Source organism: Anaerococcus martiniensis (assembly GCF_043187485.1).
GTDB classification, from domain to species: Bacteria; Bacillota; Clostridia; order Tissierellales; family Peptoniphilaceae; genus Anaerococcus; species Anaerococcus martiniensis.
The window spans coordinates 280299-292786 of sequence record NZ_CP171106.1 but is presented as its reverse complement, the minus strand read 5'-3'; the positions used below and the strand labels follow the sequence as shown (position 1 = coordinate 292786).

Annotated in this window: 14 protein-coding genes and 1 other annotated feature; of the genes, 13 read left to right on the top strand and 1 reads right to left on the bottom strand. The window is 31.8% G+C overall.

Features of this window, described 5'->3' with window-relative positions; genetic code table 11:
* Window positions 1-41 precede the first annotated feature (41 nt).
* Window positions 42-277 (bottom strand) — a binding site (T-box leader).
* Between the two features lie 128 nt (window positions 278-405).
* The 13 genes from ACF3NF_RS01505 to ACF3NF_RS01445 all read left to right on the top strand — a co-directional run bounded on the left by ACF3NF_RS01505 (window position 406) and on the right by ACF3NF_RS01445 (window position 11599).
* The gene (locus ACF3NF_RS01505; protein ID WP_394023613.1) at window positions 406-1476 is read left to right on the top strand and encodes an FAD-dependent oxidoreductase; all 1071 of its coding nucleotides are present in this window, start codon (window positions 406-408) and stop codon (window positions 1474-1476) included.
* A gap of 297 nt (window positions 1477-1773) precedes the next feature.
* Window positions 1774-2898, top strand: a complete 1125-nt coding sequence (locus tag ACF3NF_RS01500) for an ABC transporter ATP-binding protein (protein ID WP_394023611.1) — start codon at window positions 1774-1776, stop codon at window positions 2896-2898.
* Window positions 2899-2907: 9 nt separating this feature from the next.
* The gene (locus ACF3NF_RS01495) at window positions 2908-3870 is read left to right on the top strand and encodes an ABC transporter permease (protein ID WP_394023609.1); all 963 of its coding nucleotides are present in this window, start codon (window positions 2908-2910) and stop codon (window positions 3868-3870) included.
* An 8-nt stretch (window positions 3871-3878) separates the two neighbouring features.
* Window positions 3879-4775 (top strand): carbohydrate ABC transporter permease, encoded by an 897-nt coding sequence (locus tag ACF3NF_RS01490; RefSeq protein ID WP_394023607.1) that lies wholly within the window; start codon window positions 3879-3881, stop codon window positions 4773-4775.
* Between the two features lie 9 nt (window positions 4776-4784).
* On the top strand, window positions 4785-6407 hold the full coding sequence (locus tag ACF3NF_RS01485; protein ID WP_394023605.1) for an extracellular solute-binding protein: 1623 nt from the start codon (window positions 4785-4787) through the stop codon (window positions 6405-6407).
* The gene (locus tag ACF3NF_RS01480) at window positions 6407-7018 is read left to right on the top strand and encodes a YesL family protein (protein ID WP_394023603.1); all 612 of its coding nucleotides are present in this window, start codon (window positions 6407-6409) and stop codon (window positions 7016-7018) included. Before ACF3NF_RS01485 ends, ACF3NF_RS01480 begins: the two co-directional genes overlap by 1 nt.
* The gene (locus ACF3NF_RS01475) at window positions 7018-7299 is read left to right on the top strand and encodes a DUF503 domain-containing protein (protein WP_394023601.1); all 282 of its coding nucleotides are present in this window, start codon (window positions 7018-7020) and stop codon (window positions 7297-7299) included. Before ACF3NF_RS01480 ends, ACF3NF_RS01475 begins: the two co-directional genes overlap by 1 nt.
* 49 nt (window positions 7300-7348) lie before the next feature.
* Window positions 7349-7699 carry a Spx/MgsR family RNA polymerase-binding regulatory protein gene (locus ACF3NF_RS01470; RefSeq protein ID WP_262122086.1) on the top strand — a complete coding sequence of 117 codons (351 nt, stop codon included), beginning with the start codon at window positions 7349-7351 and terminating at the stop codon, window positions 7697-7699.
* Window positions 7696-8295, top strand: coding sequence for a hypothetical protein (locus tag ACF3NF_RS01465; RefSeq protein ID WP_394023599.1), 600 nt, complete (start codon window positions 7696-7698; stop codon window positions 8293-8295). Before ACF3NF_RS01470 ends, ACF3NF_RS01465 begins: the two co-directional genes overlap by 4 nt.
* Window positions 8296-8297: 2 nt before the next feature.
* Window positions 8298-8792 carry a GAF domain-containing protein gene (locus ACF3NF_RS01460; protein ID WP_394023597.1) on the top strand — a complete coding sequence of 165 codons (495 nt, stop codon included), beginning with the start codon at window positions 8298-8300 and terminating at the stop codon, window positions 8790-8792.
* Between the two features lie 78 nt (window positions 8793-8870).
* Window positions 8871-10238 carry a branched-chain amino acid transport system II carrier protein gene (gene brnQ / locus ACF3NF_RS01455; protein ID WP_394023595.1) on the top strand — a complete coding sequence of 456 codons (1368 nt, stop codon included), beginning with the start codon at window positions 8871-8873 and terminating at the stop codon, window positions 10236-10238.
* Between the two features lie 38 nt (window positions 10239-10276).
* Window positions 10277-10903 (top strand): tRNA (guanosine(46)-N7)-methyltransferase TrmB, encoded by a 627-nt coding sequence (gene trmB / locus ACF3NF_RS01450; protein WP_394023593.1) that lies wholly within the window; start codon window positions 10277-10279, stop codon window positions 10901-10903.
* 84 nt (window positions 10904-10987) lie between these two features.
* Entirely contained in the window at window positions 10988-11599 is a 612-nt protein-coding gene (locus ACF3NF_RS01445) for a DUF4230 domain-containing protein (protein WP_394023591.1), read from the top strand.
* A gap of 26 nt (window positions 11600-11625) precedes the next feature.
* On the opposite strand, the gene ACF3NF_RS01440 is transcribed toward ACF3NF_RS01445, so the two are convergent.
* Window positions 11626-12339 (bottom strand): heparan-alpha-glucosaminide N-acetyltransferase domain-containing protein, encoded by a 714-nt coding sequence (locus tag ACF3NF_RS01440; protein ID WP_394023589.1) that lies wholly within the window; start codon window positions 12337-12339, stop codon window positions 11626-11628.
* Window positions 12340-12488 lie beyond the last annotated feature (149 nt).

The window sequence follows — 12488 nt, the reverse complement described above, 5'->3', positions numbered from 1 at the left end:
AAATAAAACGCCAAAGCAAAATAAAAAAAGACCCCGTCCTTAAAAAGGACGAGGTCACTCGTGTTACCACCTTAATTTTATATCAATCTCACAATTAATAACTCATCAGGTACAAATTTATACCCTAGCGCTGTAACGTGCGCACACGGATTATCTTAAAAATTCGGATAACCAACTTAGAGGCCATTTTCACCTTGCCATCCCTAGACTAATCTCACCAAACTTAGCCTCTCTGGGTAGGTCTTAGCAAAGCTACTTTTCTCATCAACGTTTTTATTTCTAAGTTCATTATAGGGGGTCAATTTTAATTTGTCAAATATTTTAGTATTATGATATAAAAATATTTATAATTATTAATCAATTAAGACTAGTATAATGAATATAGCAATAATCAGGTAGGTAGTTATGAAGCGAATTATCTTAGCAGGCGGTGGCCACGGTCACATAAATATTCTTAAAAACTTGATAAAAAATCCAATCAATAACTTTGAAATAATCTTGATAACAGACTATAAAAGACAGTATTATTCGGGAATGCTGGCAGCTTTTATAGAGGGGATTTACAGCGAGGATGACATATCCTTTGATGTGGCAAAACTTTGTAAAATGGCAAATGTTAGATACATAGAGGAGAAAATTACCGCTATTGACAAGGCAAATCAAAAAGTTGTCACAAAAGTGAATGAGTACTCCTATGATTATTTATCCATAAATCTAGGATCCTCGTCTAAGGTTAATTTTCCAATTGATTCTCCAAATATTTGTTTGGTAAAGCCTATAAAAAATGTGGTGGATGCCAAGGTAGAGATAAGCAGTCTAGCAAAAACAAATCCTAATTTAAAAATCAGATTTGTAGGTGGGGGTGCTTCTGGCATAGAACTTGCCCTAGCTTTTAGATCAGCCTTTCCAAAATCTGATATTTCAATAATTACTTCAAAAGATATTTTGTCAAATTTCAATAATCATACAAAATCAAAACTAGAAAATATTTTTAAAGAAAAATCAATAAAAATTATCAAAGGTGAGAGGGTAAGTCTTATCAAAGATAAGAAAATATATACAAATAAATTTATATATGATTTTGATTTTGCCTTTGTGACTACAGGATTTGTAGGTCCACATATAAATTTTGATGGATTTAATACTGGGTGCGGTAATTTTTTAGCAGTTGATGAGAATTTATTTGCTGATAAAAACGTTCTAGCCATGGGGGATGTGGCAAATTTAAAAAAATATCCATCCATGACCAAGGCTGGAGTTTTTGCCATACGCCAAGCACCTGTTTTGTGTCAAAATTTATTAAAACTAATGAAGAACCAAAGAAATTTTATTTCATATCAGCCCAAAAAAAATTACCTGCAAATTATAAATTGTGGAGATAGGACAGCCTTGGCTAACTATGGCAACTTCTCACTATTTGGTAAATTACCTTGGAAATTAAAAGATAAGATTGATAGGGATTATATGAAGATTTAAGCAAAAATATTTTATTTGTATAATAATCAATAAATAATTTTATAATTAATTATATTAACGAAAAAGACTAAAAAGATTAAATAAACGAAAAGTTAAATAAAATATATTAATTAAGCCCCCGGGGGATAGATTAATTTTGTTTAATACTAGTTTATTATATTTAAAGATTGTTTTACAATGACTATTTAATATTATATAATATAAGTAACAGAATAATAATATAATTTTGTTGGGCACTCCCAAAGGCTGATTCCTTCTCAGTTTTTGGGTGTTTTTAACTAGAAAAGGAGGGGAATTTTGTCTAATGTAAAATTAGAAAATATTTCTAAAATTTATCCAAACGGTTTCAAGGCTGTTGATGGGATAAATCTTGATATAAATGATAAAGAATTTATTGTTTTAGTTGGTCCCTCAGGATGTGGCAAGTCAACAACGCTTCGTATGATAGCTGGGCTTGAAGAAATATCTGATGGGGAACTTTATATAGATGATGAATTAGTGAACTTAGTAGAGCCAAAAAATCGTGACATAGCCATGGTTTTTCAGTCATATGCCTTATATCCTCATCTATCTGTAAGAGATAATATTGCCTTTGCATTAAAGGTTGCTAGGGTAAAAAAGGATGAGCGATACAAAAAGGTAGATGAAGTCGCAAAAATACTTCAGCTTGAGCCTGTTTTAAATAAAAAACCTGGCACTCTTTCTGGAGGACAGAGGCAAAGGGTGGCACTTGGTCGAGCTATGGTCCGAGATCCAAAAGTTTTTCTGTTTGATGAGCCGCTTTCAAATCTAGATGCCAAATTAAGGGTGGCCATGAGGGGAGAGATAGTTGCCCTTCATAAAAATTTGGAAACTACCTTTATATATGTAACTCATGATCAGACAGAAGCAATGACCATGGGAGATAGGATAGCGGTTATGAATGATGGTATTGTTGAACAATTTGACACACCAGGCAATCTTTACCACAATCCTAAAAATCTTTTTGTGGCAGCCTTTATTGGATCACCACAGATGAATTTTTATAATGCAAGCTTAATCAATGACGGCAATAATTTTTCTGTTAATCTTTGGGATAAGGTTTTAAATTTACCGGAATCTATAAAAAATAGACTGAATTTAAAAAATTCAAACCAAGATATAGTTTTGGGCATCAGGTCTGAAAATATTTATTATGCCGATAGCAAGGGTGAAAGCACTATCAATGTCATTGCAAAAAAAGTAGAGCAATTAGGTAGCGACACCTATGTTTATTTTGATACACCAGCTAGTAAAAATGAGTCGGTGGCAAGATTTAATCCGCCACGCAATGTTTCTATAAATGAGGAGATTGGTCTAAACTTCGATTTAGAAAAAATAATTATTTTTGATAAAGAAACTGGTCTTAACATTTTAAAAACTGAAGATATTTCTTATTTTTAGGAGGCAATTATGACAAAATCTAAGCAAAAAAATAAATTGTCTTCAAAAATTTCAGACCTATCTTTTGGTCAACGAATAAAATTTTATCTAAAAAGATACTGGCAGTTATATATTTTTCTTTTGCCTGCCTTAATTTACTTTTTAGTTTTCCACTATGGGCCTATGTATGGGGTACAAATTGCCTTTAAAAAATATATGCCATCACTTGGCATTACAGGCAGTCAATGGGTTGGTTTTACTCATTTTAAAAAGTTTTTTAATTCTTATTACTTTACAGATTTAATCAAAAATACTTTGGGCATCAGCATTTATGAACTAATTTTAGGTTTCCCTATGCCAATAATTTTGGCCCTTGTTTTTAATGAACTTAAAAATGGTTTTTTTAAGAAATTTGCACAAACAGTAACCTATGCACCACATTTTATTTCAACTGTAGTAATAGTCGGAATGCTGGTTTCTTTTTTATCACCATCCACAGGTGTTATTAACCATATAATTGCTGGCTTGGGTGGCAATCGTCAGGCTTTTTTAGAAGATCCAAAATGGTTTAAAACTATTTATGTCTTATCAGGTATTTGGCAAAATACGGGTTGGAATACCATTATTTATATGTCAGCCCTAGCTGGAGTTAATCCAGAGCTGCATGAAGCAGCAGCAATAGATGGGGCAAGTAGACTTCAAAGATTAATTTATATCAACTTACCAGCATTGATTCCAACTATGATTATATTATTAATCATGAATTTTGGATCAATAATGTCCATGGGCTATGAAAAGATATTACTTATGCAAAATCCGTTAAATATTGCATCAAGCAATGTAATCTCAACATTTACCTACCAACAGGGTTTGATAGATGCTAACTACTCATATGCTGCAGCTGTTGGATTATTCAATGCGGCAATCAATGCTATTTTGTTACTCACAGTAAATAAAATTACTAGAAAAATCACCAATATTGGTTTGTGGTAGGAGGACATATGAATAAGAAAAATTCGGATAAGATTTTTGATATCATAGTCCATGTTATTGTCATATTAGTTTTGATAGTAGTTTTGTACCCTCTTATATATATAGTATCAGCTTCGATTTCTTCCCCAATTGCGGTTAATTCTGGCAAAATGCTTTTACTCCCTAAAGATATTACATGGGAAGGATACAAAATAATCTTTAGAAATAAAGATATTTGGAATGGATATCTCAATACAATTATTTATACATTGGTGGGGACTTTGGTAAATCTTCTATTTACTATTCCAGCAGGATACGCCTTGGCAAGGCGCGAGCTACCGGGTCGCAATTTCTTTATGAAATTTATCCTAGTAACAATGTTTATCAGCGGGGGACTCATTCCGTCATATTTATTAATTACAGGACTTGGTCTTAAAAACTCCATGTGGGCATTAATACTGCCTGGAGCAGTCTCAGTTTATAACTTAATTGTTGTAAGGACGTATTTTCAGACCAATATCCCAGAGGAGCTTATAGAATCAGCGGTCATTGACGGGGCTAGCTTTTTTAGGATATTTTTTGAAATAGTATTGCCACTTTCAAAACCGATTCTAGCTGTTATGGCTTTATTTTATGGTATAGGCCATTGGAACCAGTATTTTGGAGCTCTTTTATATATAGATGATAGGAGCAAGTATCCTCTTCAAATGATTCTAAGGGAGATTTTGGTAATCCAGGATATGAGCTCAAATCCAAATATGTCCATGTCAGGTGAGATGGCTAAGTTTTTATATAGCCAACAACAATTAGCCCAAGTTATAAAATATGGGGTTATGATAGTTTCAACACTTCCAATCATAATTATTTATCCATTCTTACAAAAATATTTTGTAAAGGGTGTCATGATTGGATCAGTCAAAGGTTAAGGAGAGAGAATGTATAAAAAAATATTATTAGCAGCAGGAATGGTCTTTGCCCTAGCAGGATGTGGGAATAATTCAGATGCACCAGCTGAAAAGGCCGATACTGGTGCAAAAACTAGCAATATTGAAGTAAATAAAGAAGGCTATCCAATAGTAGATGATCAAATAGAAATGTCGATGATAGCTCCAGGTCTAGGAATCAATGAGTGGAATGATATGGATTTTATCAAAGACTACGAAGATAAAACAAATATTAAGCTAGATATTACTACACCACCACAATCAGAGTTTAAAACGAAACTAAACCTTGCTTTTGCAAGTAGGGATATACCTGACGTTATTTATGCGGGTGGTCCAAATACTTTAAATGCTGCTGTAGAAGTAGACTATGGTAGCCAAGGATTATTGGCTCCTTTAGAAGATTTAATTCCAGAATATGCTCCAAACTTTAATAAGCTTATGGAAGAAAATCCAGAAATCAAAAAGTCAATTACAACAACAGATGGCCACATATATGCCTTACCATATATAACTGAAGGTCCTACTTCAAAATGGGTTATGGGTCCAATTTGGTATAATGGTGAATGGCTAAAGGCTTTAAATGTAGAACAACTACCAGAAACAACTGAAGAATTTAAAGAACTAATGCTGCGTTTTAAAAATGAAGATCCAAATGGCAATGGTGAAGCTGACGAAATTCCTATCTCAGATGTAAACTTCTCAGGCCTACGTCCTTGGTTCTTGCCAGCATTTGGTATCAAAGGCTGGGGTCCATTTGAAAAAGATGGCAAAGTTTCATATTCATTTACAGACCCTGGATTTAGAGGATATTTGGAATATATGCATGATCTTTATGCAGAGGGAATAATCGACCAAGAAATCTTCTCCCAATCAAAAGAGCAATTACAAGCAAAGGGTCAAGAAAATAAAGTTGGAGTTTTCCAAGAATGGTTCTCATACTTTATAACAGGCCGTGAAGAGGCAGATGCAGTAAATGATCCGATGTTTGCTCCACTAACAAGTGAATATCAGAAAACACCACTTATGCCAATAGGACCTGGTATCAAACGTGGTTCGTTTGCAATTTCTAGCAAAAACCCATCAGTTGAAGCATCCCTTCGTTGGGTAGATACATTCTACACAAAAGATGGCTTTGATTATTTATATTATGGACCAGAAGGTTCATTTTGGACATGGAATGAAGATAAAACAGCAAAAGAATACTCTGAAGCAGCACAAAATTCTGATGACCCAGAAAAATATCGTGGATTTGTAACTCCATCTTACGGAATCACAGTTCCAGCTTACTCTGTACCACTAGATCCAATTGGTGGTGAGAAAGAAAATCCATTCAATGACTTTATTGAAAAAGAAACTGAAGAAAAAATTCTAGCAAACGGAGAGCAAATATTCCCACTAACCTACCTTACAAATGAAGAAAACGAAGAAGTTAGTGACATTACTGTTGAGCTAGAAACATATATGAAAGAAAACGAAGCTCAATTTATAAACGGATCTAAAGAAATAAATGATCAAACATGGCAAGAATATATAGATACAATGAATAAAATTGGAGCTGAAAGACTAATAGAAATCTATCAAGCAGCTTATGATAGATGGAAAGCTATTAAATAATGGATAATAAAAATAAATTATTTAAAATAGGAAACTTTTTGGGGGATATGTTTATCCTCCAAGCCTATTTTATAGGATACTCACTAAGGGGAGGCATCATTCTTGGTGTCTTCCCTTCTTTTTTAGCTGTGGTAAAAGTTTTGACATCAATATTTTATAAAGAAAATCCAGATGTAATGAAATACGAATTTCAAAATGCATATAGGGAAAATTTTAAGATAGCCAATCAAATTGCTTGGCCTACTATATTATTTTTTGGATTATTAATCTACGATTATTATATAAACAAACAACTGTTGCAAAATGGTGTGCTTAAAATTGTTTTACTTATTTTAATTATTTTTATCTTAATACTAATAACTCATTTACCGATTAGTATTTTAAGATTTGATTTAAAAATTAAAGAATATTTTAAGCAAGCTTTTTTCCTAAGCCTAAGCAGTCCCTTAGAATTATTTTCTATAATTGCAAGCCTAGTTTTAATAGAAATAATATTTATGAAACTTCCAATTCTTATTTTATTTATGGGAGCTCCTTTACTAGCCTTACCCTTTGCGTGGTTTTCTTATAATTCTGTAGAAAAAGTTCTTGCAAAAAAGGAGGGAGACTAATGTTTATTTATCTTTTGGATATAGAAATTAAGATTTATGATAGTTTAAGCCTAAAGGATAAGAGAAAGGTTGTAAAGTCAATTATTGATTATGCAAGATACACCTTAAAAATATCATCAGCAGAAATTTCAGCAAATGATATTAAAAATTTTGCCCACCTAGGCTTTGTGACTATCTCAAATCAAAACGATAGGGCAAAGGAAATCTTAGAAAACTTGCTAATAAGAATAGAAAAGAATTATCCAGTAGAAGTTACCAACTACTCAATAGAAAGAATCTAGATTATAAGGGTATGATGATATCAAATACTTATATTTTTAGGAGGGAAAAATGAAATTAATTTGTTATAAAAGATGTACAACCTGCAAGGGTGTGGAAAAAATGCTAGAAGAAAAAAATATTTCTTATGATTATAGGGATATAAAAGAAGAAAACCCAAATGCAAGTGAACTAAAACAATGGCACGAAAAAACACAATTGCCAATCAAAAGATTTTTTAATACATCAGGCAAAATTTATAGGGAAAATAATATCAAAGATAAATTACCAGAAATGACTAACGAAGAAGCTTATGACTTACTATCAACAGATGGCATGCTTGTAAAAAGACCAATCCTTTTTACAGATGATGGAGAAATTTTCGTAGGACCAGATGTCAAAAAATATGTAGAAAGTCTATGAAATTTAAAATAGAAAATAAGACTAAAAGATATATTTTTTATCTAATAATTCTTTTAATCTTATATTATTTTGTAGAAACTCTGCCCCTTAGACAAAGGCAAAGCAGAAATGACATGGTCTCAGAAAATATAAAATCATTAGAAGATACAACCAAAGAATTATCAGATATAATTGCTCAAGATAAGGAAGCTATTAATAATTTTTTTTATAATCAAAAGACAAGCGAAAAAATACTAGGCCTAATAAAAACTTATCCAGCCGACAGGGAATTAAAAATAAGTGATAATGTAAAAATATTTTTGCAACAAGAGGGCAACCCTGTCAAAATTAGCTATAAAGACAATGAATTTGAAATTGTAAATACCAAAGTTAGGGATAGTGAAGATAGCAAAAACAATGCAGCTATCACTTATGACGTCCTAGTTACAAAAAATCCAAATGCAGCCAATAACTATGAATTAATCCATGACTTAAAAACCTACATGGTTGATTCATATGGCCAAGATGCCTTTGATAATTTTTTGGATAGGATTATTGAGCAAACAATAAAGGAAAATGAAAAATTAATTAATAAGTTAAATACTGGAAAGAAGTAAAAATGAGTTTTGAACTAAAAGGATTGGATAAATTATCAGACCAAGAACGTATGGATGAGCTAATTAATTTTGTAAAAATCCAACTTGATGATGAAAGTGATCCACTTGCATTGATGAGCAATATTTCAAGTTTTATAATGGCTTGTATAAAAGACTTAAATTGGTCTGGATTTTATTTTTTAAGAGACAATGAATTAGTTTTAGGGCCTTTTCAAGGATTACCTGCCTGTACAAGACTCAGCTTAGATAAGGGTGTTTGTGCAAAATCTTTTAGAGATGAGAAAATTGTAAATGTAGATGATGTTCACGAGTTTGCTGATCATATCGCTTGTGATAGTGCATCTAATAGTGAACTTGTGATACCACTTTTTAAGCAAGGTAAAGTCTATGGAGTTTTAGATTTGGATAGTCCCATTAAAAATAGATTTACAGCTACAGAGGTGGATGGATTTAAGATTATGGGACAGATGATTGAAGAAAAAATATATCCATTCTAATGGCAGTTTAAAGTGTAAAAATATTTTGTAAAATTTTGCTTTTTTTGATATAATTATTCAGATAAAGGAAGGAATTTTATGAAAAAAAAGTTAAGTTTTAGAGAAGTTATACTAGTTGGATCCCTGCTATTTGGATTATTTTTTGGGGCAGGTAACCTAATATTTCCACTAGAATTGGGTCAAAGATCTGGAGTAAATCTTGGTCCTGTAACAATTGGATTTTTGATTTCTGCAATTGGATTGCCTATCTTAGGGATTGTCGCAACAGGCCTTAGTGATAGCGATTCATTATTTGACTCAGCCAAACCTGCTGGAGATTTTTTCGCATATTTTTTCACTATTTTGCTATATTTAACCATAGGTCCTGGATTTGCCATTCCTCGTACTGCTACAGTCTCTTATGAGGTAGCTCTTAAGGGAATGGTTGGGGCCAATGATACCATATATTTACTGGTCTTTTCAATAGTATTTTTCTTACTAGCTTATTATTTTGCAATAAAAAAAGGCAATTTGATAGACATAATCGGCAAGTATATGACGCCAATTTTTTTAGTTTTGCTTGCAATCATAGCAATATTAGCACTAGTAAAACCTTTGGGGCCAGCAGCAGCCATAAATCCTACTGAAAAATATCAATCTAATCCTTTTACAGTTGGAATCATAGATGGTTATAATACCTTAGATGCACCAGCATCATTAGCATTTGCCGTTTTAATTATAGCTGCTATCAAAGACCTAGGAGTAAAGGAAGCTGCTGATATTGGACTCGAAACCTTAAAGGCAGGTTTGGTTTGCTTGGTAGGTATGGGTATCGTTTATTCATCATTAGCATTTTTAGGATCTAGTTCTGCCCATATTATGGATGGGGGAGAAAATGGAGCTATAATTTTAGCAAAAATAGCTAGCCACTATCTAGGTTCAGCAGGACATATTTTACTAAGTCTAATAGTATTTCTTGCGTGTTTAAAAACTGCAATTGGATTGATTTCAGCTTGTTCTGAGATGTTTAGTGAGATTCTATCATTTAAAGTTACTTACAAACAGTACTGCATAATCTTTTCCATAGTTTCATTTTTAATAGCAAACCTAGGATTAAGTAAAATTATTTCCTTATCCATACCAGTTTTGATGTTCTTATATCCCCTTTCAATCGCCCTAATATTTTTATCTATGCTTTCAATAAAAACGGGCAAAAGGGAAATAATATATAAATGGACTTTAGCACTAACAGCTGTTGCGGCATTTTTTGATTTATTGGCTAATTTGCCAGAAAGCATATCACATAGTGCCTTTGTAACAAATATTCTAAGCCTGCCAAATAAATTTTTGCCAGGATTTGAATTAGGATTTGGATGGGTAATACCAGCAGCAATTGGTTATATAATAGGATATATCATTGATAAAAACACAAAAAAAAGTAAAATAACTTACACTACAGGCAAGTAGCTCTTAGGAGTAAGGCTTGCCTTTTTTGTGAGGAGAATATGAGATTAAGATTTAAACCAAATGCTATACCAGAGATGAAAGAAAATGATAGGATATTTTTCTATCCAAGAGATATGAAGGGTAAATGGAAAGAAGTTTTTAAAAATGACAATCCTATATACTTAGAAATAGGAGCAGGCAAGGGTGATTTTATAATAGAAATGGCCAAAGCAAATCCTGATATAAACTTTATATCCCTTGAGATGAATACCAATGCCTTTGTGATAGCTAGTAGGAAAATAGAGGAAGAAGAGCTTACTAATGTTATAGGCCTGGTAGACTACGCAGAAGAACTAACAGAAACCTTTGATGAAGGAGAAATAGATCATATTTATATCAACTTTTCTACCCCATGGCCAAAAACAAAACACCACAAAAGACGTTTAAGCCATGAGAGATTTCTTGAAAGATATAAAAAAATTATAAAAAAACAAGGAATTATAGAACAAAAGACAGATGATTTGCCATTTTTTGAAGACTCATTAAAATATTATGAAGACTATGGCTTAGAAATCCTCGAATCAAATTTTGATTTAGCTGAACAAGAATCTATAGTCACAGAATATGAAAGAAAATGGAGAGACCGCCAAAAGCCTATTTATTATGCTAAAGCTAGATTTAAGTAATTTATATTGACATTATTAAAGTTAAACTTTAATTTATTAAAAGATGTAGTATAATACTATTAAATAATAAATAAAGGAATTAATATGAATAAATCTAAAAATAAATTTTGGCAAGGATTAATCAGTGCTTTGATTGTTGCAGGACTGATTATAGCTGCTTTTTTATATGCAAAAAGCATATTTGATGTAGAAGAAGAAACCAAAATATCTTCAGAAACTGTAGAATCAGCCCTTAAAGAAGCAAAAGAGCTGACAACTTTAAAATACCATTACAAAAATATTGCTTCATTTGAAAATAGCCAACAATTTCAAGGAATGACCATTCCATTTACTAAAAAAAGCTTTTTATATACCTATGAAGGTGAAATCCATGCTGGAGTTGACCTTGAACAGGCAAATGTAAATATAAATGAAGAGGCTAAGACCATAAATGTTACATTACCAGAGACAGAAATATTAAGTCATGATATAGATGAAAATAGTGTAATGGTTTATGATGAAAAAAATTCTATTTTTAATCCTCTAGAAATGAAAGACTATTCAAACTTTAGAAAAGAGGAAGAAGCAAAAGTAGAAAAAGAAGCTATAGATAAGGGTCTGCTTGATGAGGCAAAAGAACAAACCTTAAAGGCAGTAAAAGATATTTTATTGCTAAATCCAATAATAGAAGAAGATTACACTGTCAGTGTAAAATAAAAACTAGGAGTTAAATGCTCCTAGTTTTATTTTGCAAAATTATAAATAATTGTAACAAGAGGATATAAAATTATTTGATGGGCTAGATAAATTGGCATGGCGTATCTACCAATTTTTGCGAGCGTGCTATCCCTGCCATGTTTATCATAAAAATTTTTGTTTTTTAATGACTTACCCCAGTAAAAACCAAATAGGTATATAAAAACCCAAGGGATTAGAGGGAAATAATCGGTTGAATGAAAATCACTTGATGGAAAACCAAGATAGAAAAAATTTAAGTCATATAGATTTTTAAAAACTTGCTTATCATAGAGGATTCCTCTTGGAACTTTGTATGAAATTATAAAAAAGATTAAAAAAATAAAGGCCCACTTTGGGGAAATATCCTTATAATTTTCAATTAGCCCTACAATTATCATGCAAGCCCCCAGTCCATTTAAAACTCCCCAAAGGATAAATTGATTTGGTGCTGCAACATAGGTAATTAGTGTGATTGCAAAACCAATTAAGCTCGTTTTTATCCCACGTTTTATGTTTTTTTCAGGACTTAGGAAATTTGATGTAATACCTGATATGATAAAAAATGAACAAGCAATTGATAATTGCCAAATTTTATTAAAAGTAGTTCCATCATACCAATCAATTTGCCAGTAATAATTTATGTTATACATTAAATGAAAAAGCACCATGGAAATAATGGTAAATCCACGCCACTTATCTAGATTATAATTTCTTTTCATTCTAATATTATAACATAAATAATACTAGGAGGTCTTGTGTTTGAGTATAAGTTTGAAAAAGTGGTTATAAGCAATGGTTTAAAAGAAAGTCAAAATAATAATATGGAGCAAGTAGAAAAAGCAATAGCAGATCATGCCAAGAATGGTTG

Excerpts from the sequence above, each read along its gene's own strand:
- ACF3NF_RS01505 (WP_394023613.1), top strand. The coding sequence starts at position 406 with ATGAAGCGAATTATCTTAGCAGGCGGTGGCCACGGTCACATAAATATT.
- ACF3NF_RS01495 (WP_394023609.1), top strand. The coding sequence starts at position 2,908 with ATGACAAAATCTAAGCAAAAAAATAAATTGTCTTCAAAAATTTCAGAC.
- ACF3NF_RS01490 (WP_394023607.1), top strand. The coding sequence starts at position 3,879 with ATGAATAAGAAAAATTCGGATAAGATTTTTGATATCATAGTCCATGTT.
- ACF3NF_RS01485 (WP_394023605.1), top strand. The coding sequence starts at position 4,785 with ATGTATAAAAAAATATTATTAGCAGCAGGAATGGTCTTTGCCCTAGCA.
- ACF3NF_RS01480 (WP_394023603.1), top strand. The coding sequence starts at position 6,407 with ATGGATAATAAAAATAAATTATTTAAAATAGGAAACTTTTTGGGGGAT.
- ACF3NF_RS01475 (WP_394023601.1), top strand. The coding sequence starts at position 7,018 with ATGTTTATTTATCTTTTGGATATAGAAATTAAGATTTATGATAGTTTA.
- ACF3NF_RS01470 (WP_262122086.1), top strand. The coding sequence starts at position 7,349 with ATGAAATTAATTTGTTATAAAAGATGTACAACCTGCAAGGGTGTGGAA.
- ACF3NF_RS01465 (WP_394023599.1), top strand. The coding sequence starts at position 7,696 with ATGAAATTTAAAATAGAAAATAAGACTAAAAGATATATTTTTTATCTA.
- ACF3NF_RS01460 (WP_394023597.1), top strand. The coding sequence starts at position 8,298 with ATGAGTTTTGAACTAAAAGGATTGGATAAATTATCAGACCAAGAACGT.
- brnQ (WP_394023595.1), top strand. The coding sequence starts at position 8,871 with ATGAAAAAAAAGTTAAGTTTTAGAGAAGTTATACTAGTTGGATCCCTG.
- trmB (WP_394023593.1), top strand. The coding sequence starts at position 10,277 with ATGAGATTAAGATTTAAACCAAATGCTATACCAGAGATGAAAGAAAAT.
- ACF3NF_RS01445 (WP_394023591.1), top strand. The coding sequence starts at position 10,988 with ATGAATAAATCTAAAAATAAATTTTGGCAAGGATTAATCAGTGCTTTG.
- ACF3NF_RS01440 (WP_394023589.1), bottom strand. The coding sequence starts at position 12,339 with ATGAAAAGAAATTATAATCTAGATAAGTGGCGTGGATTTACCATTATT.